Below are 23,056 nucleotides of genomic sequence, written 5' to 3'. Positions count from 1 at the left end.
ACCACCACCGAACACCGGAAGGTACCGATCTGCGATGAGCACGACCGACATGACGATCGAAGAAGTGAAGAGGGTCCTCCTCGAGGCCGTGGCCACCGAGGCGGGAGTCCCGGCCGCCGAGCTGGAGACCGACCGGCCCTTCACCGACTACGGCCTGGACTCCATGGCGGCGCTGACCGTCGGCATGGAGATCGAGGACGTCTGCGGCCTCTCCGACCTGCCCGTGGACCTGCTCTGGGACCACCCGACGGTGGACACCCTGTCCGAGGCCCTGTGGAAGCTGATGAACAACCAGCCCGTCTCCGCCGCCATGGACGGCACGCGATGACGACAGCGCCTCCGACGACTACGGCCGACACGACGGCCGACACGACGGCTCCGGCAGGCTCCACGGCTCCGGCGGATCCGGTCGACTCCGTGCGTCCCGTCAACGCCCAGCAGGCCGGCCTGTGGTTCATCCACGAGACCGACCCGGGGTGCTCCGCGTACCACATCGTGTTCGGCGCCGAGGTCACCGCCGACGCCGAACTCGGCGTCCGGGCCCGGGACATCCTCGACGGCCTGACCCGTGATCACGACGCCCTCCGGACCGGCTTCCGGGCCGGCCCGGAGGGCCCCGAGCAGTTCGTGCGGGACGCCGTGCCGCTCGACATCCGCCTCACCGACGCACGGGGGACGGACCCGCAGGAGCTGCGGGACCTCGTCCGGACCGACAGCCGGACCCCGTTCGACCTGTCCCGGCCGCCGCTGTGGCGCGTGCACCTCTACCGCACCGGCGAGCACACCTGGGTGTTCACCCTCGTGATGCATCACATCGCGGCCGACTTCTGGTCACTGGCCCTGCTCCTCTCCGAGGTCCGCAGCCGCCTGGAGGGGACGCCGGGCCGGTTCGCCCTCGACGGCGCCGCCTTCGCCGCGTACGCCGACCAGCAGCAGTCCTTCCTGGCCGGCGAGAAGGCGCGGACGCTGCGCGACGGCGAGGAGAAGCGGCTGGGCGACGCGCCGACCCATCTGGACCTGTACGGCGACCGGCCGCGCCCGCCCGCGCCGTCCTACGACGGCGGCTCGGCCCCGTTCGCGCTGTCCGCCGCCACGACCGAAGCGGTACGCCGACTGGCGCGGGAGACCTCCGCGACGCCGTACACCGTGCTGCTGTCGGCGTACTTCGTGCTGCTGAGCCGGCTGAGCGGCCAGTCGGACATCGTCGTCGGCACCCCGACCTCGGGCCGGCTGCACCGCAGGTTCCGCGACGCCCTCGGCAACTTCGTCAACACCGTCGTCGTACGGGGCGAGGTCGACGAGGAGTCGACGTACCGCCGGCTGCTCACGGCCTCGCGCGAGCGCGTGCTCGAAGCCATGCGGGCGCAGGAACTGCCCTTCCCCTGGCTGGTACGGGAGCTCGCCCCGCCGCGGGACCCGAGCCGCACCCCGCTGTACCAGGCGGGCTTCGCCTGGGACCGGCTGCCGTTCCTCTCCGACATGGACGCGTTCTTCCTGCTGGAGCCGGGCCCCGGCGGCGAGCTGGACGTCGCCGGCGCCACCCTGCGGCCCTACCCGCTGCCGCAGCAGGAGGGCCAGACCGATCTGTGGATCGAGATGGGCGCGGAACGCGAGGGGGCCTTCGCGGGCGTCCTGCGCTACAACACGGACATCTTCGGCGCGGGCACCGCCCGGGAACTCGCCGCCACCTTCGTCACCACGGTGGAGAGCCTGGTCACCCGCCCGGACGAGCCCCTGCGCGACCTGGTGCGCGGCGACGAGCGGCAGCGGGCCCGGCTCGCCGCCTGGGGCACCGGACCCGAGCGGGAGATCCCGGAGGCCCGGCTGCCGGAGCTCTTCCGGGACCGGGCCGCGCGGACGCCCGACGCGGCCGCGCTGACCGCCGACGGCGAGGAGTGGAGCTACGCGCGGCTCCTGGACGAGGTCGAGCGGACCGCGACCGCCCTGCGGACGGCCGGCGTCGCGCCGGGCGACCGGATCGCGGTCATGGCAGAGCGCGGCGCACCGCTCGTGGCCTCGCTGCTCGCGGTGCTGGAGGTAGGCGCCGCGTACGTCCCGCTCGACCCGAAGCTCCCCGTCGAGCGGCTGACGTACATGGCCGAGGACTCCCGTGCCCGGCTCCTGATCAGCCAGAGCGACCTGCGCGACAGCCGCCTGCCCGGCCTGCCGGTACTGGAACTGGACGACCTGGCCGCGGGGGTGCACGGCGTCGGCACGGACGGGGCCGGTGCGGACGGGGCCGGGGCGGACGGGGCCGGTGCGGGACAAGCGGCGGCGGAGGCCGACGGCGGGGCCGCGGCGGTCGCCACCGCCTCCGATCCCGCGGCCGGTCCCTCCGACCTGGCGTACATCCTCTACACCTCGGGCTCCACCGGACGCCCCAAGGGTGTGGCGATCCCCCATCGCGCTCTGACGAACCTGCTCCTCGCGATGCGGGACGACACCGGATTCACCGCGTCGGACAGCCTCCTCGCCGTCACCACGATCTCCTTCGACATCGCCGGCCTGGAGCTGTACATGCCCCTGGTCGCCGGTGGCCGGGTCATCGTGTGCGACAGCACGACCGCCGGCGACGGTGCCGCCCTCGCGGCCCGCATCGAGGACTCCGGCGCCACCTGGATGCAGGCCACCCCCACCTCCTGGCGCATGCTGCGCGACGCCGGCTGGAAGGGCGAAGCCCGCCTCAACGTCCTGTGCGGCGGAGAGGAACTCCCGCTGGACCTGGCCGAGTTCCTGGCCGAGCGGGTCGCGAGCCTGCGCAACGTGTACGGGCCGACCGAGACGACCGTGTGGTCAACCTCGGGCCGGGTGGAACCCTCCTCCGGCATCGACATCGGCGCGCCCCTCGCCAACACCCAGCTCCACGTCCTCGACCCGCAGGGCCGTGGCGTCGAGCCGGGGGTCCCCGGTGAACTGTGGATCGGCGGCGACGGCCTCGCCCTCGGCTACTGGGACCGCCCGGAGCTGACCGCGGAGCGGTTCGTCACCGGACTGCCCGCCGCCCCCGACCGGCGTCTCTACCGCACCGGTGACCGGGCCCGCTGGACGAGCGACGGCCGGCTGCTGCACCACGGCCGCCTGGACAACCAGGTCAAGCTGCGCGGCTACCGCATCGAGCTCTCCGAGGTCGAGGCCGTCCTCGGAGCGGTGGACGGCGTCTCCGCGGCCGTCGTCGTGGTCCGCGACGACCGGCTCGTCGCCTATCTGGTCGCCGAGCCCGGGACCGAGCTGCGGACGGCGGACGTCAAGTCGGCCGCCTCGGTGTCGCTCCCGCCGTACATGGTGCCCGGCATCGTCATGGTCCTCGACGAACTGCCCCTGACCGCCAACAAGAAGATCGACCGGAACCGGCTGCCGGAGCCCGTCGTCACTCCGGGCGCCGGATTCGAGCAGCCGCGCGACGCCACGGAGATCGTCCTGGCGCGGATGTGGACCGAGATCCTCGGGATCTCCCAGGTCGGCATCCACGACAACTTCTTCGACGTGGGGGGCCACTCGCTGCTCGCCGTCCGGCTCAGCGCGGCCATCCGCACCGAGTGGGACGTGGACGTCCCGATCTCCGACATGCTGCGCCAGGGCACCATCGCCGAACTGGCCGCCATCGTGCGGTCCGGCGGCCAGGGGACCTCGCGCACCCCGGTCGTCACCCTGCGCGAGGGAACGGCGGGCGAGCGGCCCGTCTTCCTGTTCCACCCCTTCGGCGGCACCGTGTTCTGCTACGTCGAGCTGACCCACCACCTCCCGCCGGGCAGGCCGGTCCTGGCCATCGAGGCCCCCGGCATCCAGAACGAGGGCGAGGCGGAGATCAGCGTGGAGGCCATGGCCACCCGCTACATCGAGTACCTCAGGGAGATCCAGCCGGCCGGCCCGTACGCCCTCGGCGGCTGGTGCTTCGGCGGAGTCATCGGCTACGAGGTGGCCTGCCAACTCCGTGCCGAGGGCGAGGAGATCGAGTTCCTGATCGGCATCGACAGCCGGGCGCCGATCGAGGAGAACATCCCGGAGTCCGCGGACGACTCGACGATCCTCTCCTGGTTCGCCCGGGACCTCGCCGTGCCCGCCGGGAAGACGCTCGACATCCCCGCGGACCATCTGCGGGCCCTCGGCGGTGACGCCGCGTTCGACCACATCCTCGAACGGGCCGCCGCCATCGGCGTCCTCGCCGAGGACGCCGACCGCGCGCAGATCCTGCGCTACTTCGAGGCCTACCTCGCCAACGGCATCGCCCTGCAGACCTACCTGCCCGAGCCCGCCGAGCTGGACCTGGTCCTGCTGCGCGCGGCCGACGAGCCCGCCGAGTACGGGCCCAAGCTCGGCTGGGAGGCCCTGATCAAGGGATCACTGAACGTCATGGACGTCCCCGGGGACCACAACTCGGTGATGTATCCGCCGCACGCCGAGACCGCCGCACGGGCGATCGCACCCCACATGGAAGGAGCCACCGACGATGGCGACCACTGAAACGGTCAAGGCCGAGTACGCGTTCCGCCTCCCGGTGACGCCCAAGGAGGCGTTCGCGCAGATCTCCGACCCCGCGCAGGACCCCGTCTGGCAGGCGGCGTGCGTGGACGTGAAGCTGCTCGACGGGGAGCCGCGGCCCGGCGGCCGCTACGAGATCACCTTCCAGCTCATCGGCAAGCGGATGGAATTCACCGTCGAGATAAGCGAGTTCGAGCCGGGCCGGCGCTCGAAGTTCCACACCCTCGACGGTCCGTTCCACTACGTCGGCACCTACGACTACGAAGAGAACGAGGACGGGACCACCACCGTGCACTGGACGTTCGAGGTGGAACCCGGGGACTACTTCGGGATCATGCCGAAGACCCTGCTCCGGAAGGTGCTCGTCAACTCGGTGAAGAAGGACTCCGGAAAGCTCGCGGCACAGCTCGGACAGGGAGCACGCAACCGATGAACACACATCACGAAAAGGCCCGTCAGGACGAGCCCACGAAGGTCGTCGTCACCGGGCTCGGGGAGATCACCGCGCTCGGCGAGGACGTGGCCGGCACCTGGGACGCCATGCTGCGCGGCGAGAGCGGCTTAGGTCTGCTGGACGAGGAGTCCTGGGCCAAGGACCTTCCGCCGCTGCTCGGCGGCCGGTCGAAGGCGGACCCCGGTCTCGGTCTGGAGCACCAGCAGCGCCGGCGGCTGAGCCGGTCCGCCCAGTTCGCGGTGAAGGCCGCGGCGGAGGCGTGGGCCGACGCCGGACTCGACGACGCGCCCACGGCCCCGCACCGGGTGGCCGTGGTGGTCTCGGCCGCGCTCGGCGACATGACGTCGATCATCGACGGCTGGGAGGCGCTGAAGACGCGGGGCTGGCGACGCGTACCCCCCATGACCGTGCCGATGTCCATGGGCAACGGCTCCGCGGCGGCCGTCGCCCTGCTGGTGAACGCGCGCCTCGGCGTGCACGCGACGGTGAACGCCTGCTCCTCCGGCACCCAGGCGCTGGTCACGGCGGCCGAACTGATCCGGGCCGGGGACGCGGACATCGTGGTGGCGGGCGGCGCGGAGGCCCCGCTGCACCCGCTGGTCCTGTCCTCGTTCGCGGCCATGCGGGCGCTGTCGCAGCGGGTCGACGACGCCGCGTCCGCCTGCCGCCCGTTCGACGCGGACCGCGACGGGATGGTCCTGGGCGAGGGTGCCGGCATCCTCGTCCTCGAGTCCGAGCGGCACGCCCGTGAGCGTGGCGCCCGGATCTACGCCGAGCTCGCCGGCGTGGGCATATCGTCGGACGCGTACCACATCGTGCAGCCGGAGCCGAACGGCACCGGCACCGTCGCCGCCGTCCGCTCCTCGCTGAAGGACGCGGGTGTGACACCCGCGGACGTCGCGCTCTTCAACGCCAACGGCACGGCGACCGGGCCCGGCGACTCGTCCGAGGCCCGCGCGGTGCGGGCGGTGTTCGGGGACGCGGAGCAGGGTCCCGCGCTGACCGCGAACAAGTCGATGACCGGGCACAGCCTCGGCGCGGCGGGCGCGATCGAGTCGATCACCACGATCCTCTCGCTCTACCACGGCCTGGTGCCGCCGACCCGCAACTTCACCCGCCTCGACGAGGGCCTCTCGGTCGACGTCGTGCACGGCAGTCCGCTCAAGCTGGGCCCCGAGCAGAACGTCGCGGTGAAGAACTCCGCCGGGTTCGGCGGCCACAACGTGGCCCTGACCTTCCGGGGCCCGGTCGACCGCGCCGACGCAGAGGCGGACGTGACGTGACGTCGGCCGGAGGCCGGGAGCACGGCGCGGTCGTGACCGGGCTGGGCGCCCTGACACCGCTCGGCGCGAACGCGCCCGACGCGTGGCAGGCCCTGCTCGACGGGCGGTCCGGAGTACGGCGCCTGGACGAGGAGCGCGAGGACTGGCCCGAGGATCTGCCGGTGCGGATCGCCGGGACGGTGACCGCGGACCCGGTCGAGATACTCGGCCGGGTCCAGGCCCGCAAGCTCGACCGCGGGGAGCAACTGGCCGTGGCGGCGGCCCGCGAGGCCTTCCAGGACGCGGGCCGGCCCCCGGTGGAACCGGAACGCCTCGCCGTGGTCGTCGGCACCGGGATCGGGGGCATCCTGAGCGCGCTCGGACAGGACGACCTGTACGAGCGGGCGGGCATGCGGAAACTGTCCTCGTTCGCCGTCCCCATGCTGATGCCGAACGGACCGGCGGCCTGGGTCAGCATCGATCTGGGGGCGCGGGCGGGGGCCCGCGCCCCGGTCAGCGCCTGTGCCTCGGGCGCCGAGGCGATCGCGCTGGCCCTGGACCTGATCCGGCTGGACCGCGCCGACGTCGTGGTGGCCGGGGGCACCGAGGCCAGTCTGCATCCCTTCATCACGGCGGCGTTCGCGCAGATGAAGGCGCTGTCGCGGCAGGAGGGGGACCCGGCCGCGGTGTCCCGGCCGTTCGACGCGGCCCGCTCGGGCTTCGTGATGGCCGAGGGCGCCGCGGTCATGGTCCTCGAACGCGCCGAGTTCGCCCGCGCCCGGAGCGCCCGGGTCTACGGCACGGTGGCCGGCGCGGCCGTGGGCTCCAGCGCCCGGCACATCTCGGCGTCCGACACCGAGGGGCAGGTCCTCGCGATGCGGGCGGCCCTGCGGGACGCGGGACTGGAAGCCCGCGACGTCGGCCATGTGCACGCCCACGCCACCTCGACCCCCGGCGGCGACCTCGCCGAGGCCGAGGCGGTGGCCAAGGCGCTGGGCGAACATCCCGTGGTGACCGCGACGAAGTCGATGACCGGTCACATGCTCGGCGCCTCGGGCGCGTTCGGCGCGATGTCCGCGCTGCTCGCGCTCCACCACGGGGTGGTCCCCGCCACCCGCAACCTGGACGACCCCGACCCGGCCGTCCGGCTGGACGTGGTCAACGGCACCAACCGCACGGGCCGGTGGGACGCGGCACTCGCCAACTCCTTCGGCTTCGGCGGACACAACGTCAGCCTGGTGCTGACACGCACGACATGACCCGCGTCCGGGGGGACGCGTACGGGGGAAGGGGGAGCAAGGCCATGAAGATCGGAGTGCTGGGAACGGGCACGATCGCCGCCACCCTGGCGACGATGTTCGCCCGGGCGGGACACGAGGTACACGTGGGCCCGGGCGCCGACGGAAGCCGCGCGACAGTGAGCGGCGGGGGCGGGGGCGGGGCGATCGTGTCCGGCGGGAGTTGCGAGGAGGTGGTCGCGCGGTCCTCGGTGATCGTCCCCGCCTTCCTCGGCGTTCAGGGAGCGGTGCAGCAGCTCAGGCCCTGGCGGGCGGGGCTGTGGGGGAAGATCCTGGTGGACGTCACCAACCCGTTCACCGGCGGGCACATCGACTTCGTGGGCCCCTGGGCGGTCGGCGGCACCGAGGATCTCGCCGCGGCGTTCCCCGGGGCGCGGCTGGTCGGCGCCTTCAAGAACGTGTGGTGGGAGGCGTTCGACGGATGCCCGGACCCGGCCGCCCCCGACATCCAGGTGATCTCCGACGACACGGAGGCGAAACGCACGTTCCTGCGCCTGTGCTCCGCCACCCCCTTCACCTACGTCGACGCCGGCGGCCTGAACCAGGCCCGCCGGGTGGAACGGATGGCACTGTCGGGGGTGAGCTGGACGGGGATGTCGGCGGCCTGAGACGAGAACGATGCGTCCGAGGCCCAGGGGCAGCACGCCCTGGGCCCACCCGTCGACCATGGGTCATAGGCAACGCGCGGCCAAGCCGACCAGCCAGGCTGGGCAGCGCCCGTCACAACATCGCACGACCGCCGGCCGGCCATCGCGATCCGCTCCGATTGGAGGGCTCAAGTGGGGTGACGCAGCTCGCAGTCGGGTAAGGCTGCGTAGCAGGCGGCACACCTTGGGGGCGCGGTGAGTGCAGAGTCGGTGACCGCTGCGGCAGCTACCTTGATCGCGTTGGGTTCGCTCTATGTATCCATAGTCCAGTCGAGACTGAGCGTGATACACAACAAGCACTCGGTGCGTCCGCTTCTCCAGCAGCGGCAGATCAAGGACGGCGTCGCTCACCAAGCGGGGATCGAACTCATCAATGCCGGGCTTGGACCAGCCATCGTGACCCACACGTTGGTCTACCTCGATGGCGAGCACATCGGAGCTTGGACCCGGCCGATCTTCGATCGCGTTCTGGATCGGACGCGAGACGGTGTGCAGAAGTACGCGCTGCCCGGCGGAACCGTGCTCCTCACGGGGCAGAGCGTCTTCCTGCTGAGACTCGCGCCCTTCGACCGCGATCACGACGATGACTTCGGCGATCTCGTTGTGCGACGGCTCCGCATCGAGATCCACTACGAGTCTCTGTACGGCGGCGAGGACTACGTCCTGCATTCCTAGTTCGCCCAAGAACTGATCCGCAGCCGGACGCGAGGCGGAGCGGGACCGACACTCCCGCCATGCGCCGCACGCGAGACGCCCCTTGCCCCGCACGATCCACCGGTGCCGGAAAGGGAGGGCTCGGCTGTCAGCGCCGGGGCGCTCGTCGGCGGGTCAGCACGACCGTGCCCGCACCGGCGGCCAGGGCCGCGGCGGCCACGCCCGCGAGGGGGAGCGTGGAGCCGGCGCCGGTGTTCGCCAGGCCGCCACCGGTACCCGAGGAGCTCTCCGAGCCTGCCGCCACGGAACCGCCCACGGACCCCGAGCCGCCCGTGGACGCGGTGCCGGAGCCGGCCGTTGAGGAGCCCCCGGTGGAGGATGTCGAGCCGGAGTCACCTGTGGAACCGGTGCCGCCCGCGGAGCCGCCGCCCGTGGAACCGGTGCCGCCCGTCGAACCGGTGCCGCCCGTCGAACCGTTGCCGGCGGTCCCGAGGAGGAACACGGCCGTGTCGTTCTTCTTGTTCTTGTCGAACGGGCGCTCCTTCGCCTCCAGGGCCACCGAACCCTTGGCCCCGACAACTGCCTTCACGATGCGCAGGTGGAACGGGAAGGTGTAAGTGCTGTTCTCGTTGGCCCAGTAGTAGCTGCTCGGAACGCAGCTGTAACTGCCTGCGTCGACCTTCTTGCAGCCATCGGCCTTCAGGGTCACGGTCGTTCCCGCGGGCATCTTGACCAGGACATGGGTCACCGCGCCGCTCTCGCCGTTGTCAGGCATCACCCAGGCCGGTCCCGCGTTGGTGAACTTCGCCTCCAGCGTGACGAACTGCCTGTCGCGGTCCGTCACTTGCGCCGCCACCTGGAAGTCCGCCGTGTTCACCGCCGTCACCGGCACACCGGCATAGTCGTAGGCGGGGTTCTTGGCCGGCCCGATCCCGCCCAGCGGAGTGGTCGAGGGCAGCTCGACCAGATTCACGGCGGGTCCGGTCCCGGACACGTCGTCGACAGGGCCGTTCTCGGACATGACCGGGTCATAGTCGCTGATCGTCACCGCAAGGTGCTCGTACAGCGCGTGGCCGAGGACATCCAGCGACAACGGCTTCTCCGGCGCGTAGACGGCACCGGGCTTCACCTCCTGATCGAACTCGCAGGCCACGAAGTACTTGCCCGGGAGCCCTTCTTCGTCGACGGGGACCGCGGGGGCTCCCGGCTTCTCCCCACGAGAGCGTTCACAGTTGGAAGGCAGTTCCTGGTGGGTCAGTCCGCGGCTGAAGTCGTAGGTCAGCCAGACCTTGTCGAGTGTCTCGGTGCCCTTGTTCGCGAAGGCGCCCGGCAGCTCGAAGCTGCCGCCGGGCTTCACGCCCGTGACCGGCTTCAAGAGACCCAGCACCAGACCGGGCCGGGTGTTGTCGGCCGAGGCGGGCGCCGCGGCCAGGGCCAGGGCGGTCAGGGCGACGGCACCGACCATGGCGGAGGTCCTGCGGAGCGGGCGGGCGCGGTCGGCAACGGATCGAGGCACGGGGAGTCCCTTGCGGTGAAGCGACGGAGGCGTACGGGCGAACAACTGGGAACAGCGGTTCCGCCGCGTCAGACACCACGTGGCACCAGACGGTTGTACGACGCTCCCGACGAACGTGATCACGCGGGCGCCACGCCGGAGAAAGGAGAAAGGGAAACGCCCTGAGGGATTCAGGAACCCTCTCCAGCTAACCGGGCCCCGTCGCCGGATCCGAAAAAAGCAAAAGCCCCAGGTCACGGCGAGTGAGTCCTGGGGCTTCCACAGAGCCGCCTTCGGGATTCGAACCCGAGACCTACGCATTACGAGTGCGTTGCTCTGGCCATCTGAGCTAAGGCGGCGCGCTGTCCACACCTATGGTGCGATCAGCAACGTCGGTAAGTCTACACAGTTTCCGGGGGTGCTCCGTACACGGCCCGGTGTGGGGGTTCCGCAGGGGCTCGGAGGGGCTATGAGCAGCGCTTTCCCTTCTCGGGAGGGGTGCCCTGGAGGAGGTAGCGGTTGACCGCGGAGTCGATGCAGGTGCTGCCGCGCCCGTAGGCGGTGTGGCCGTCGCCGACGTAGGTCAGGAGCTTGCCGGAGGAGAGCTGGGAGGCGAGGGACTGCGCCCAGGGGTACGGGGTCGCCGGGTCCCGGGTGGTGCCGACGACGAGAATCGGCGCCGCCCCCTTCGCCTCGATGCGGTGCGGCTCGCCGGTGTTCTTGACCGGCCAGTACGCACAGTTCAGCGAGGCCCAGGCCAGACCCTCGCCGAAGACCGGGGACGCCTTCTCGAAGGCGGGCAGCGACTGCTCGACCTGGTCCGGGCCGGAGAAGGCCGCCGGCAGGTCGAGACAGTTCACGGCGGCGTTGGCGGACATCAGGTTCGCGTACCGGCCGTCGGCGTCCCGCTCGTAGTAGCTGTCGGAAAGGGCCAGCAGACCCGCGCCGTCGTCGTTCTTCATCGCGGACGTGAGCGCGTCACGGAGCTGCGGCCAGGCCGTCTCGTCGTACATCGCCGCGATCACACCGGTCGTCGCCAGCGCCTCCCCGAGCTTGCGGCCGTCCGGGTCCCCCGTCGGGATGGGCTGCTTGTCCAGTTGCCGGAAGAACGCCTTCAGGTTCCGGCCCACCTCGTCCGGGCTCGTACCCGCGTCACCGAGCGGACAGTCGCTGTGCCGCACGCAGTCCTTCGCGAAGGACTGGAACGCCGTCTCGAACCCGGCCGTCTGCTCCTCGTTGAGCTTGCGCGCGTCCAGGGAGGGATCCAGCGCGCCGTCCAGCACCAGCCGGCCCACCCGGTCCGGGTACAGGCCCGCGTACGTCGCCCCCAGAAGCGTCCCGTACGACGCCCCCACGTACGTCAGCTTCTCGTCGCCCAGCACGGCCCGCAGAATGTCCATGTCACGGGCCGCCTCGACCGTGGAGACGTGCCGCAGCAGCTCGGGCGAGTGCGCCCCGCAGCCCTCGGCGAACTTCTTGAAGGCCTCGACGAGCTGATCCGTCTCCCGGCGGTCGTCCGGTGTCGTGTCCGTCTGGGTGTACGCGTCCATCGCGCGCCCGTTGAGGCATTCGACCGGCTCGCTGCGGGCCACTCCCCGCGGGTCGACCGCCACCATGTCGTAGCGGGCACGGACGTCCGCCGGATAGCCGATCCCGGCGTACGACTGGAGGTAGCCGACGGCCGATCCTCCCGGCCCTCCCGGATTGACCAGCAGCGAACCGAGCCGCTTGCCCGGCCCCGTGGCCTTCTTGCGGGAGACCGCCAGCCGCACGTCGCCGGAGCCGGGCTTCGCGTAGTCGAGCGGCGCCTTCATCGTGGCGCACTCGAATCCGGGAACCCCGCAACTGCGCCAGTTCAGCTTCTGCCCGTAGTACGGCGCCAGCGCCGACGGTGTGGCGCTCGGCAGCGCGGTGAGCACCGCCTGGGTCGTCGCGGCGGTCGTCGTGGAACTTCCCGAGGAGCAGGCGGAGAGCATCAGCGCCGCGGCGGCCAGCAGCACGCCGCTCGCACGGAGGGGTCGGGTCGGCCGTGTGGTGCGCCTCATGTGCATCTCGCGAGCGTAACCGTGTGCGATCACAGGATCACCTCCAGTCGCGGAAGCGGCTCGTACGAGTGACCCGGTCAACCAGCCACCGGTTACGTTCACCGGTCGCCCGACACGAGCCAGGCAGGTCGCTTTCCTACCCAGGTCTACACCGAGCGGATCGCTCCCCGCCCACCGCGACGGCCGGACCCGGACGGATCTCCCCCGTCTCGAGTCGGGTCGGCGCGCCGGGATCAGCCCGCGCGGAGCGCCAGCGTCATCGCCTCCACCGCCAGCAGCGGAGCGACGTTCCGGTCGAGTGCCTCGCGGCACGCGGCGATCGCGTCGATGCGGCGCAGCGTCGACTCCGGCGAGCTGCCGCGGGCCAACCGCTCCAGCGCGTCCTCCGACTCCACGTTGGCGATGGCCAGGCGGGAGCCGAGCTGAAGGGCCAGGACGTCGCGGTAGAAGCCGGTGAGGTCGATCAGGGCGAGGTCCAGGCTGTCGCGCTGCGTACGGGTTCTTCGACGCTTCTGCCGGTCCTCCAGCTCCTTCATCACGCCCGCCGTGCCCCTGGGCATCCGTCCGCCCTGCGCCGCGCCGAGCGCCGCCTTCAGGTCCTCGGTCTCCTTGACGTCGACCTCCTCGGCGAGCTGCTTCGCGTCCTCCGCCGCCGTGTCGATCAGTTCCTGGGCCGCCTTGAGACAGCCGCCGACGTCGTCGACCCGCAGCGGGAGCTTGAGGACGGCGGCCCGGCGCTGACGGGCGCTCGGGTCCGTCGCCAGGCGGCGGGCCCGCCCGATGTGGCCCTGCGTCGCGCGCGCGGCGGCCGCCGCCACGGCGGGCTCGATGCCGTCACGGCGGACGAGGATGTCGGCGACGGCATCGACCGGCGGGGTACGCAGCGTGAGCAGCCTGCAGCGGGAGCGGATGGTGGGCAGCACGTCCTCGATGGACGGCGCGCACAGCAGCCAGACCGTGCGGGGAGCGGGCTCCTCGACGGCCTTGAGCAGGACGTTGCCCGCACCCTCCGTGAGACGGTCCGCGTCCTCGAGGACGATGACCTGCCAGCGCCCGCCGGCCGGGGAGAGCTGGGCGCGGCGGACCAGGTCGCGGGTCTCCTTGACGCCGATGGAGAGCAGGTCGGTACGGACGATCTGCACGTCGGCGTGGGTGCCGACCAGGCTCGTATGACAGCCGTCGCAGAACCCGCAGCCGGGGATCCCGCCGAGCGCGCGGTCAGGGCTCACGCACTGCAACGCGGCCGCGAAGGCGCGCGCGGCCGTGGAGCGGCCCGAGCCGGGCGGGCCCGTGAACAGCCAGGCGTGCGTCATCTTGGACGCCTCGGGGAGCGTGGCTTGCGCGGCGACGGCCGTGACGAGGGCGTCGGCGTCCCGGGCCGCGGCGGCGAGCTGCTCGCTCACCTTCTCCTGGCCCACCAGGTCGTCCCACACAGGCATGGGCTCCGCCCCTTCCGTCGCACTTTGCCTCGCGTCGTCCATTGTGCGGGTCGCCACTGACAACGGGGACCACCCACCGGACCACCGGCCCCACCGAGGCCACCCGCCGGACCACCGGCCCGCCGGGGCCACACACCGAAGCACCAGGGCCGCGGACGAAACCCGCCGGACCCGCCGACGGCCGACCACCGGACTCACCGGCGGGCGGACCGAAGGACCCATCGGACCGACCGGACCAGCCAGACCCGCCGAACGCAGACCCGGCGACCGGCAGACCGCCCACCGGCGACCCGCCTGATCACAGACCCGCCGACCCGCCTAGCGTCGCCGCCCGCCCCGCCCGCGGCCCGGGCCCTCGTCCCAGTCGTCCTCCTCGTCGCGCGGGCCCAGCAGTTCGTCCGCCAGGGTCGGGAGGTCGTCGAGCGGGGTCTCCTCGGCCCAGTCGGGGCGGGGCCTGCGGCGCGGAGCGCCCGTCTCGTCCACCTGCGGCAGTTCCCGCGTGCGGTCGGAGGGACCCTCGGGCCCCGCCGCCGGCCGCTCGTCGCGGAAGAAGCCCCGGGGCATCCGGTCCGTCGGGTTCCCGGACGGCGCGTCGCCCCGGCTCCCCGCACCCCTGTCCCGTACCGGCGGAAGAACGGCCGTCTCGTCGGCCGCACCCGGGTCGGGGGAGACGGCCGGCAGCACCGCCGTCTCGTCCGCCGCACCGCCGGGAATTGGCGGCTTGGGCAGCGTGGCCGTGTCCTCGACGTCCGAGCCGGACCCCGGACGACCGCCCGAGCGGCTCTCACCACCGGGTCGTACGGGCGGAAGCACGGCGGTCTCGTCGGCCGCCCTCGGGTCGGTCACGACCGGCGTCGGCACCGTCGGCTGGTTGTCCGGCGCGGAAAGCGCCGCGGCCCCGGACGACACCGCGGCCCAGGAAGGCTTCGAGGGAGCGGCGGGGGACGCCGGCGGAGTCGCCGAGCGCGTCGGGGCCTCACCGGCCTCGGCCACCTTCCCGGATGTGGACTGCGAACCCGTCGGACCGGCCGGCTTCGGGGCCGTCCCGGCACTCGACACCGCGGCCTCGGTCGAAGCCGCCGCGGCCGCCGAAGCGGCGGCGGCCTCCGCGGCGAGCCGCCGGGCCTCCTCGGCCCGCAGCAGCGCCTCCTCGGCCTTCCGCTGCTTCTCCAGACGGCGTTCCTCGGCCTCGGCGCGCAGCCGCGCCTCCTCCTCGGCCTGCCTGCGGGCCCGCTCCTGCTCCGCGGCGCGCGCCTCCTCCTCGGCGAGAAGCCGGAGCCGCTCCTCCTCGGCGCGGCGGCGGGCCTCCTCGGCGCGCTGCCGGGCCTCCTCCGCCTGGCGCTCGGCCTCCCGCCGCTGGGCCTCCTCCAGCTCGCGCTGCTTGCGCTCCTCCTCCTCGGCGCGCAGCTTCGCGAGCTGGGCCTGGCGCTCACGCTCCAGGCGTTCCTCCTCCGCCTTGCGGGCGGCCTCTTCCTCGGCCTTGCGCCGGGCCTCCTCCTCGGCAGCCCTGCGCGCCTCCTCCTGGGCCTTCACCTCGGCCTCGGAGAGGGGCAGCATCACGTCGAGCCGGTGCCGTACGACGGTGGTGACGGCCTCGGGCTCCTGCGCGGCGTCGACGACCAGGTAGCGCCCCGGGTCGGCGGCGGCGAGCGTCAGGAAACCGGACCGCACGCGCGCGTGGAACTCGACCGGCTCCGACTCCAGCCGGTCGGGCGCCTCGGTGAACCGCTCGCGGGCGGCTTCCGGCGACACGTCCAGCAGGACGGTCAGATGCGGTACGAGCCCGTCCGTCGCCCAGCGGTTGATCCGGGCGATCTCCGTGGGGGACAGATCGCGGCCCGCGCCCTGGTAGGCCACGGACGAGTCGATGTAGCGGTCGGAGATGACGATGGCGCCCCGCTCCAGCGCGGGACGTACGACCGTGTCGACGTGCTCCGCGCGGTCGGCGGCGTACAGCAGGGCCTCGGCGCGGTGCGAGAGGCCCGCGGACGACACGTCGAGGAGGATCGAGCGCAGCCGCTTGCCGACGGGCGTGGCGCCCGGCTCACGGGTCACGACGACCTCGTGGCCCTTGGCGCGGATCCAGTCGGCGAGGGCCTGGGCCTGGGTGGACTTGCCGGCTCCGTCGCCGCCCTCCAGGGCGATGAAGAAGCCGCTGGTGGCGGGCACCTGCGCCGGGTCGTCGCCACCGCGCAGGGCGTCGAGCAGGTCCTTGCGCAGCGGCACGCCGGAACGGTCGTCGACCTTGGCGAGCACGAGGGCCGCGACCGGCAGCAGGAGCGCGCCGACCAGCATCAGGGTGAAGGCGGCGCCGCCGTGCGCGAACACGAACTTGCCGCTTTCCAGCCGGTGCGGGCCGATCGCCGCGGCCACCAGGGGCGCCACGATCGCGCCGACCGCGACGAAGACCCGTACGACCGCGTGCAGGTGCTCGGTGGTGCGGGCCCGCCGGTGGTCCTCGGTCTCCTGGTCGAGCAGCGCGTGTCCGGTGTTGGCGGCGACACCGGCGCCCACGCCGGCGAAGGCGAGGATCAGCAGCACGGTGGTGACGTCCGGGACGAGGCCCGCGGCCAGCAGCGTGATGCCGGTGAAGGCGATCGCGAGGGCGAGCAGCCGGCGCCGCGACAGCGACGGGAGCAGGGAGGGGGCCGTGCGGATACCGGCGACGACGCCGCCGGTCAGCGCCAGCACCAGCAGTCCGTACGTCACCGGTCCGCCGCCCAGGTCGATGGCGTCCAGCACGGCGACGGCGACGGCGGCCGCGATCGCCCCGGCGACGGCGGCGCAGGCCGGCACGAGGAGCGGGATCGCGCCCGTGCGGCCCTTGTCGCCCGCGGTGCCCGTCTTCGGGCGGCGCAGTCCTTCGAGCGGCGACCGCGCGCGCGGGGTGCGCGCGTCGGGCAGTTCGAGGAAGGTGATCACGGACAGCGAGGCCGCGAACAGTCCGGCCGCCACGTACGAGGCGAGCGCCACCTGGTGCAGGTGGAACCAGTCGATCCCGGCGCCCAGCATGTTGCTGACGAGGGAGACGGCGACCAGGGCGAGGGCCGCGATCGGCACCGCGACGAACGCGGTGCGCAGGGACAGCCGCCGCAGGGCGTCCATGTGGTCCGGCAGCGGGCGCACGGTGGCGCCCTCCAGCGGCGGCGCGGGCAGCAGCGCGGGTGCCGCGCTCTCCCGGCACACCGTCCAGAACCGCTCGGCGACCCCGGACACGAAGACGATGACCAGGAGCACCGCGAGCGCGTTGTCCGGGGTCCAGTCGATGAACAGGGGCGCGACGATCAGGAGCGCGGCCCGCAGGCCGTCGGCCACGAGCATGGTCCAGCGCCGGTCGAGCGGTCCCTCGTGCGACGTGAGCGATGTGAGGGGTCCAAGGAGCACGGCTCCGAAGAGCAGCGTCGCGAGGACGCGCGCCCCGAAGACGGCCGCCACGGCGAGGGCGGCCCCGCGGGCGCCGCCACCGAAGGAGCCCTCGGAGATCGCCGCCTGGAGCGCGAGGACGACCAGGACAAGCAGGGACAGGACGTCCGCGACACCTCCCACGAGGTGTGCGCTCCACAACCGCTTCAACTGCGGTTGCCTCAGCAGTGCGCGGACGGCACGCTCGCGCGAATCCGCGACCAGGGCTTCGTCGGGGGCCCAATTGTGGGCCGTTGGCTGCTCGGCTCGCGTCATCCTGCAAGCCTATCCGGACCCACTGACTCCCCGAGGTGCTGCCCGAACATACGGACGCCCCTACACGAAATGGTGTAGGGGCGTCCGCTTTTCCGTCACGTCACCTGGACCGACGGATCGGCCCCGTCGGCTCAGCCTTCCGAGGCAGCCGTCTTCTTCGCGGCGGTCTTCTTGGCGGGCGCCTTCTTGGCCGCCGTCGTCTTCGAAGCCGTCGTCTTCTTGGCGGCGGTCTTCTTGGCCGGCGCCTTCTTCGCGGGCGCCTTCTTGGCCGCCGTCTTCTTCGCGGTCTTCTTGGCCGGACCCTTGGCACGCTTCTCGGCGAGCAGCTCGTAGCCGCGCTCCGGCGTGATGTCCTCGACGCTGTCGCCGGAGCGCAGGGTCGCGTTCGTCTCGCCGTCGGTGACGTACGGACCGAAGCGGCCGTCCTTGACCACGACGGGCTTCTCGCTGACCGGGTCGGTGCCCAGTTCCTTCAGCGGCGGCTTGGCGGCCGCGCGGCCCCGCTGCTTGGGCTGGGAGTAGATCTCCAGCGCCTCTTCCAGCGTGATGGTGAAGAGCTGGTCCTCGGCGGTGAGCGAGCGCGAGTCCGTGCCCTTCTTCAGGTACGGACCGTAGCGGCCGTTCTGCGCGGTGATCTCGACACCTTCGGCGTCCGTGCCGACGACGCGCGGCAGGGACATCAGCTTGAGGGCGTCGTCCAGGGTCACCGTGTCCAGCGCCATCGACTTGAACAGCGACGCCGTACGCGGCTTGACGGCGTTCTTGCCCGTCTTCGGGGTCCCCTCGGGGAGCACCTCGGTGACGTACGGGCCGTAGCGGCCGTCCCTGGCGATGATCTGGTGACCCGTCTGCGGGTCGGCGCCGAGCTCGAAGTCACCGCTCGGCTTGGCGAGCAGTTCCTCGGCGAGTTCGACGGTCAGCTCGTCCGGGGCCAGGTCCTCGGGGACGTCGGCGCGCTGGTGGTTCTCGTCGTCCTTCTCCCCGCGCTCGACGTACGGGCCGTAGCGGCCGACGCGCAGCACGATGGAGTTGCCGACCGGGAACGAGGAGACCTCGCGGGCGTCGATGGCGCCCAGGTCGGTGACGAGCTCCTTGAGACCGCCCAGGTGGTCGCCGTCGCCGTTGCCGGCCTCGGCGGCGCCGGCCGCGTCGCCCTCGCCGAAGTAGAAGCGCCTGAGCCACGGCACGGCCTGCGCCTCACCGCGGGCGATGCGGTCGAGGTCGTCCTCCATCTTGGCGGTGAAGTCGTAGTCGACGAGCCGCCCGAAGTGCTTCTCCAGGAGGTTGACCACGGCGAACGACAGGAAGGAGGGCACCAGGGCCGTCCCCTTCTTGAAGACGTAGCCGCGGTCGAGGATCGTGCCGATGATCGACGCGTACGTCGACGGACGGCCGATCTCGCGCTCTTCGAGCTCCTTGACCAGGGAGGCCTCGGTGTAGCGGGCCGGCGGCTTGGTGGCGTGGCCGTCCACCGTGATCTGCTCGGCGGACAGCGGGTCGCCCTCGCCGACCTGCGGCAGACGGCGCTCACGGTCGTCGAGCTCGGCGTTCGGGTCGTCCGCGCCCTCGACGTACGCCTTCAGGAAGCCGTGGAAGGTGATCGTCTTGCCGGACGCGCTGAACTCGGCGTCCCGGCCGTCGGCGGACGTGCCCGCGATCTTCACGGTCACGGAGTTGCCGACCGCGTCCTTCATCTGGGAGGCGACGGTGCGCTTCCAGATCAGCTCGTACAGCTTGAACTGGTCGCCGGTCAGTCCGGTCTCGGCGGGGGTGCGGAAACGATCACCCGAGGGGCGGATCGCCTCGTGCGCCTCCTGCGCGTTCTTGACCTTTCCGGCGTACGTACGCGGCTGGGCCGGCAGGTAGTCGGCGCCGTAGAGCTGGGTGACCTGGGCGCGGGCGGCCGTGACGGCCGTGTCCGACAGGGTCGTGGAGTCCGTACGCATATAGGTGATGAAGCCGTTCTCGTACAGCTTCTGCGCCACCTGCATGGTCGCCTTCGCGCCGAAGCCGAGCTTGCGCGAGGCCTCCTGCTGGAGCGTCGTCGTACGGAACGGGGCGTACGGCGAGCGGCGGTAGGGCTTGGACTCGACCGAGCGGACCGCGAAGTTCGTGTCCGCCAGGGCGGCGGCGAGCGCGCGGGCGTTCGTCTCGTCCAGGTGGAGCGTGTTCGCGCCCTTGATCTGGCCGAGCGAGTCGAAGTCGCGGCCCTGGGCGACGCGCTTGCCGTCGACGGCGGTCAGCCGCGCGACGAGGGTGGACGGGTCGCTCGCGTCACCGGTGCGGCCGGTGCCGAAGGTGCCGGTCAGGTCCCAGTACTCGGCGGAACGGAACGCGATGCGCTCGCGCTCCCGCTCGACGACGAGCCGGGTCGCCACGGACTGGACACGGCCGGCCGACAGGCGCGGCATGACCTTCTTCCACAGGACCGGCGAGACCTCGTAGCCGTAGAGACGGTCGAGGATGCGTCGGGTCTCCTGCGCGTCGACCATGCGCTTGTTCAGCTCGCGCGGGTTGGCGACGGCGCTGCGGATAGCGTCCTTGGTGATCTCGTGGAAGACCATCCGGTGGACGGGAACCTTGGGCTTCAGGACCTCCAGGAGGTGCCACGCGATGGCCTCGCCCTCGCGGTCCTCATCGGTGGCGAGGAAGAGTTCGTCGGAGTCCTTCAGCAGGTCCTTGAGCTTCTTGACCTGAGCCTTCTTGTCGGCGTTGACCACATAGATCGGCTGGAAGTCGTGTTCGACGTCCACACCGAGGCGGCGGACCTCGCCGGTGTACTTCTCAGGCACCTCCGCGGCGCCGTTGGGGAGGTCGCGGATGTGCCCGACGCTCGCTTCGACGACATATCCGGGGCCGAGGTAGCCCTTGATCGTCTTCGCCTTGGCAGGCGACTCGACGATGACGAGTCGGCGGCCGCCGTGTGCGGTGTCGCTGGTCGGGGACAACTTCGCTCTTCTCTCCGGTCGACGCGGAATCTCCTCGGGGCCTGGCTCCCGAGAGGTCGGGTCATGCTGACGCTGCGGAGTGTGACGGTACATCCCGCCCCCGTGTCAAACGGGAAAAGCCCGCAACGGCCACTCGAACGGTAACCCGACTACCGCCATTCCTGCCGCCCGGAGTGTCGACCCGCTCTTCCGGGCCTATCCGGAGGGTAACTTCCCAGTTACCCGAGGCGTGCTGCTCACGCGCGGTCTCACAGGCGCGTGAAGCACCACACGGCGAGCACCAGTGCCCCGCTTCCGGCGACGCTCGCGAGGGTCGCCGATGCGACGCGGTTCACACCGTGGGCGACCGGCTCGCCCTGCCGTACCCGGACCACCGCCCAGGCCAGGATTCCGCCTCCGAACAGGGCGAACACCATCCCCGCGAAGATCGCCGGCCCGCTTTCCATGGCTCTGTCCTCTCACCCCGGGTCCCCAGGCTCGGGACGCTGACACGCCCCGGCAGCGGGCGTACGAACCCACGGTGAACACCAGGCAACCGGTGCCCCATGGGCCCCTCACGCAGCACCCGACGCCGGGATCCACCCCGCCGTCCGGCGTCCGCGGACGGGGCCTCCCACGCCCCCGACTGTGGCGAATCCGTCGTTCCCGCCCCGTCCCGCCGATGGCCGGCAGCCTCCGCGCGGCGCTCCGCCCGCTCCCGGCTCCCCTCGATCCCGCCTCGACCCGCCGCCACGGAGTCGCCCTCCCTCGCAGCCGGTCCCTTTCCTCCTCGCCCTCGTCTCTTTTCTCGTCCTTTCCACGGACGCCTTTGCCGTGACCGGAGTCCGTGTCCGCGTCGGCGTCGGCATCCGTCCGCCCATCCATATCCGTCATACGGGCCGGCCATTCATATCGGCTGTCCGGCCCGTATCCGTCCGGGCCGGACAGTTACGCCGGGTAACTGCTGCGGGCGATTGCGGCGCCGGTGAGGCCGCCCGGAGGTTGGCCGGTTTCCCCTCTCGGGCGGCCGACAGCGAACCCCCCGTTTATTCGACCGGCTCCAGGAATCCCTGCTCGACCAGCAGACGGATCTGAGCGGGCGTGCGGTCCCGCAGCAATACCGGGTCCTCGCCGACCAGTTGGGCGATGGCGTCGAGGATCCGGCCCGCGCTCAGTGTGCCGTCGCACACGCCGGCGAAGCCCGCGCCGACCGTGTCCACCTTGGTGGCCCTGCGCATGCCGCGGTGCTGACGCAGCACCACATGCTCCGGGTCCTCGGCGCCGGGCAGCCCGACCTGCTCCTGCACGACCTCCGCCACCAGTCTGAAGTGACCGGCGAGCAGGCCCGCGTCGTCGTTCCGTCTCAGATAGTCGACCCGGTCGAAGTGCTCCCGTACGGCCTCGCCGAGCGGCTGCTCGACGGAGTGCGGCCACTCCTCCACCGTGACCGACGGCTCGGCCTCCGTCGTCCTGCGCAGGGTGATCCATCCGAAGCCGACGGCCTTCACCTTGCGGGCCTCGAACTCGTCCAGCCACGCGTCGTACCGCGCCTGGTAGTCGGCCGGGTCGGCCCGGTGGTCGCCCGAGTCGCGCAGCCACAGCTCCGCGTACTGCGTGACGTCCTGCACCTCGCGCTGCACGATCCACGCGTCGCAGCCGCGCGGCACCCAGGAACGCAGCCGGTCCTGCCAGTCCTCGCCCTCCACGTGCTGCCAGTTGGCCAGGAACTGGGCGTACCCGCCTTCGTTCAGCCGGTCCCCCGCCTCCTGGACGAGCGTGCGGCACAGATCGTCGCCGCCCATTCCGCCGTCGCGGTACGTCAGCCGGGCGCCCGGCGAGATCACGAAGGGCGGGTTCGAGACGATGAGGTCGTACGTCTCGTCCGCGCGGATCGGCTCGAAGAGGGAGCCCTGGCGCAGGTCCGCGGCCGGTGCGCCGGAGAGCGCGAGGGTGAGCGCGGCGATGCGCAGGGCACGGGGGTTCAGATCGGTCGCCGTCACGCGCGTGGCGTGCTGCGCGATGTGCAGGGCCTGGATCCCGGAGCCCGTGCCGAGATCGAGCGCGGAGTCGACGGGCCGGCGCACGGTGATGCCGGCGAGGGTCGTCGAGGCGCCTCCCACTCCGAGGACGACCTCTTCGTCCCGGCTCCCGATGCCGCCCGCTCCCCCGACGGCGCAGCCGAGGTCGGACACGATGAACCAGTCCTCGCCATCGGGCCCGCCGTAGGGCCGGATGTCGACGCTCGCCACGACCTCGTCCCCGCCCGTCCGGGTCAGCCAGCCGCTCTCCAGGGCGTCCTCGACGGGCAGCACCTCCGCCACACGCGCGTACGGCACGGGCTGCTGCAGCAGGAACAGCCGGACGAGCGTCTCCAGCGGTGTGTCTCCGCGGGTCGCCCGGAGCGCGGGCACGGTCTCGCTGCGCGCCAGCGCGGCGTACGCGGGGGCACCGAGCAGGTCGAGGAGACCGTCCGCGGTGAAGGAGGCCCCGAGGAGGGCGCTCCGCAGCCGGGCGGTGGTGTCGGCGTGATCGGACGAGGGCAACGGTGACAGGCTGGTGTGACTCACGCCTCCCATTGTGTCCGCTATCGCCCACGGGCACCCACACCTGTGGACAGAGCCCGGCCTGTGGACATCCCCACCTGTGGACAGAGGTTCACCCGTAGGCCGGGGCTCCTC

14 protein-coding genes and 1 tRNA gene are annotated in these 23,056 nt (G+C 72.1%); 7 read left to right on the top strand and 8 right to left on the bottom strand.

All coding sequences use genetic code 11. From position 1 onward, the window contains the following. Positions 1 to 34 precede the first annotated feature (34 nt). From ACZ4TO_RS25120 to ACZ4TO_RS25090, 7 genes are all read left to right on the top strand, one after another. Positions 35 to 328, top strand: coding sequence for an acyl carrier protein (locus ACZ4TO_RS25120; RefSeq protein ID WP_382783982.1), 294 nt, complete (start codon positions 35 to 37; stop codon positions 326 to 328). Next, positions 325 to 4,461: a non-ribosomal peptide synthetase gene (locus ACZ4TO_RS25115; protein ID WP_468025266.1), complete on the top strand. Its 4,137-nt coding sequence runs from the start codon at positions 325 to 327 to the stop codon at positions 4,459 to 4,461. Before ACZ4TO_RS25120 ends, ACZ4TO_RS25115 begins: the two co-directional genes overlap by 4 nt. After that, positions 4,448 to 4,912: an SRPBCC family protein gene (locus ACZ4TO_RS25110; RefSeq protein ID WP_382783977.1), complete on the top strand. Its 465-nt coding sequence runs from the start codon at positions 4,448 to 4,450 to the stop codon at positions 4,910 to 4,912. The genes ACZ4TO_RS25115 and ACZ4TO_RS25110 overlap by 14 nt, the downstream gene beginning before the upstream one ends. Next, complete coding sequence (locus ACZ4TO_RS25105) at positions 4,909 to 6,216, top strand: beta-ketoacyl-[acyl-carrier-protein] synthase family protein (RefSeq protein ID WP_468025265.1); 1,308 nt, start codon at positions 4,909 to 4,911, stop codon at positions 6,214 to 6,216. Before ACZ4TO_RS25110 ends, ACZ4TO_RS25105 begins: the two co-directional genes overlap by 4 nt. Then, positions 6,213 to 7,454 (top strand): beta-ketoacyl-[acyl-carrier-protein] synthase family protein, encoded by a 1,242-nt coding sequence (locus tag ACZ4TO_RS25100; protein ID WP_468025264.1) that lies wholly within the window; start codon positions 6,213 to 6,215, stop codon positions 7,452 to 7,454. Before ACZ4TO_RS25105 ends, ACZ4TO_RS25100 begins: the two co-directional genes overlap by 4 nt. A 44-nt stretch (positions 7,455 to 7,498) precedes the next feature. Next, entirely contained in the window at positions 7,499 to 8,101 is a 603-nt protein-coding gene (locus tag ACZ4TO_RS25095; RefSeq protein ID WP_468025263.1) for an NADPH-dependent F420 reductase, read from the top strand. Between the two features lie 234 nt (positions 8,102 to 8,335). Further along, the gene (locus ACZ4TO_RS25090) at positions 8,336 to 8,815 is read left to right on the top strand and encodes a hypothetical protein (RefSeq protein ID WP_468025262.1); all 480 of its coding nucleotides are present in this window, start codon (positions 8,336 to 8,338) and stop codon (positions 8,813 to 8,815) included. A gap of 127 nt (positions 8,816 to 8,942) precedes the next feature. On the opposite strand, the gene ACZ4TO_RS25085 is transcribed toward ACZ4TO_RS25090, so the two are convergent. The 8 genes from ACZ4TO_RS25085 to ACZ4TO_RS25050 all read right to left on the bottom strand — a co-directional run bounded on the left by ACZ4TO_RS25085 (position 8,943) and on the right by ACZ4TO_RS25050 (position 22,954). Continuing rightward, on the bottom strand, positions 8,943 to 10,310 hold the full coding sequence (locus ACZ4TO_RS25085; RefSeq protein ID WP_468025261.1) for a hypothetical protein: 1,368 nt from the start codon (positions 10,308 to 10,310) through the stop codon (positions 8,943 to 8,945). Positions 10,311 to 10,574: 264 nt separating this feature from the next. After that, positions 10,575 to 10,648 (bottom strand) — tRNA-Thr (locus ACZ4TO_RS25080). A gap of 108 nt (positions 10,649 to 10,756) precedes the next feature. After that, a complete protein-coding gene (locus tag ACZ4TO_RS25075; RefSeq protein ID WP_468025260.1) occupies positions 10,757 to 12,340 on the bottom strand; it encodes an alpha/beta hydrolase in 1,584 nt (527 codons plus the stop codon). A 227-nt stretch (positions 12,341 to 12,567) separates the two neighbouring features. After that, entirely contained in the window at positions 12,568 to 13,773 is a 1,206-nt protein-coding gene (locus ACZ4TO_RS25070; RefSeq protein ID WP_385043469.1) for a DNA polymerase III subunit delta', read from the bottom strand. Between the two features lie 318 nt (positions 13,774 to 14,091). Beyond that, on the bottom strand, positions 14,092 to 17,451 hold the full coding sequence (gene tmk, locus ACZ4TO_RS25065; RefSeq protein WP_468025259.1) for a dTMP kinase: 3,360 nt from the start codon (positions 17,449 to 17,451) through the stop codon (positions 14,092 to 14,094). Between the two features lie 131 nt (positions 17,452 to 17,582). After that, a complete protein-coding gene (gene topA / locus ACZ4TO_RS25060; protein WP_468025258.1) occupies positions 17,583 to 20,399 on the bottom strand; it encodes a type I DNA topoisomerase in 2,817 nt (938 codons plus the stop codon). Between the two features lie 248 nt (positions 20,400 to 20,647). Further along, the gene (locus ACZ4TO_RS25055) at positions 20,648 to 20,845 is read right to left on the bottom strand and encodes a hypothetical protein (RefSeq protein ID WP_468025257.1); all 198 of its coding nucleotides are present in this window, start codon (positions 20,843 to 20,845) and stop codon (positions 20,648 to 20,650) included. 579 nt (positions 20,846 to 21,424) lie between these two features. Further along, complete coding sequence (locus ACZ4TO_RS25050; RefSeq protein WP_468025256.1) at positions 21,425 to 22,954, bottom strand: DUF7059 domain-containing protein; 1,530 nt, start codon at positions 22,952 to 22,954, stop codon at positions 21,425 to 21,427. Between the last annotated feature and the right edge of the window lie 102 nt (positions 22,955 to 23,056).

The sequence above is a fragment of the Streptomyces sp. NPDC028298 genome (assembly GCF_055565895.1).
Note: the sequence above shows the minus strand (reverse complement) of the source record. Positions and strands in the feature narration are given on the sequence as shown.

Excerpts from the sequence above, each read along its gene's own strand:
- ACZ4TO_RS25120 (WP_382783982.1), top strand. The coding sequence starts at position 35 with ATGAGCACGACCGACATGACGATCGAAGAAGTGAAGAGGGTCCTCCTC.
- ACZ4TO_RS25115 (WP_468025266.1), top strand. The coding sequence starts at position 325 with ATGACGACAGCGCCTCCGACGACTACGGCCGACACGACGGCCGACACG.
- ACZ4TO_RS25110 (WP_382783977.1), top strand. The coding sequence starts at position 4,448 with ATGGCGACCACTGAAACGGTCAAGGCCGAGTACGCGTTCCGCCTCCCG.
- ACZ4TO_RS25105 (WP_468025265.1), top strand. The coding sequence starts at position 4,909 with ATGAACACACATCACGAAAAGGCCCGTCAGGACGAGCCCACGAAGGTC.
- ACZ4TO_RS25095 (WP_468025263.1), top strand. The coding sequence starts at position 7,499 with ATGAAGATCGGAGTGCTGGGAACGGGCACGATCGCCGCCACCCTGGCG.
- ACZ4TO_RS25075 (WP_468025260.1), bottom strand. The coding sequence starts at position 12,340 with ATGCACATGAGGCGCACCACACGGCCGACCCGACCCCTCCGTGCGAGC.
- ACZ4TO_RS25070 (WP_385043469.1), bottom strand. The coding sequence starts at position 13,773 with ATGCCTGTGTGGGACGACCTGGTGGGCCAGGAGAAGGTGAGCGAGCAG.
- tmk (WP_468025259.1), bottom strand. The coding sequence starts at position 17,451 with ATGACGCGAGCCGAGCAGCCAACGGCCCACAATTGGGCCCCCGACGAA.
- ACZ4TO_RS25055 (WP_468025257.1), bottom strand. The coding sequence starts at position 20,845 with ATGGAAAGCGGGCCGGCGATCTTCGCGGGGATGGTGTTCGCCCTGTTC.
- ACZ4TO_RS25050 (WP_468025256.1), bottom strand. The coding sequence starts at position 22,954 with ATGGGAGGCGTGAGTCACACCAGCCTGTCACCGTTGCCCTCGTCCGAT.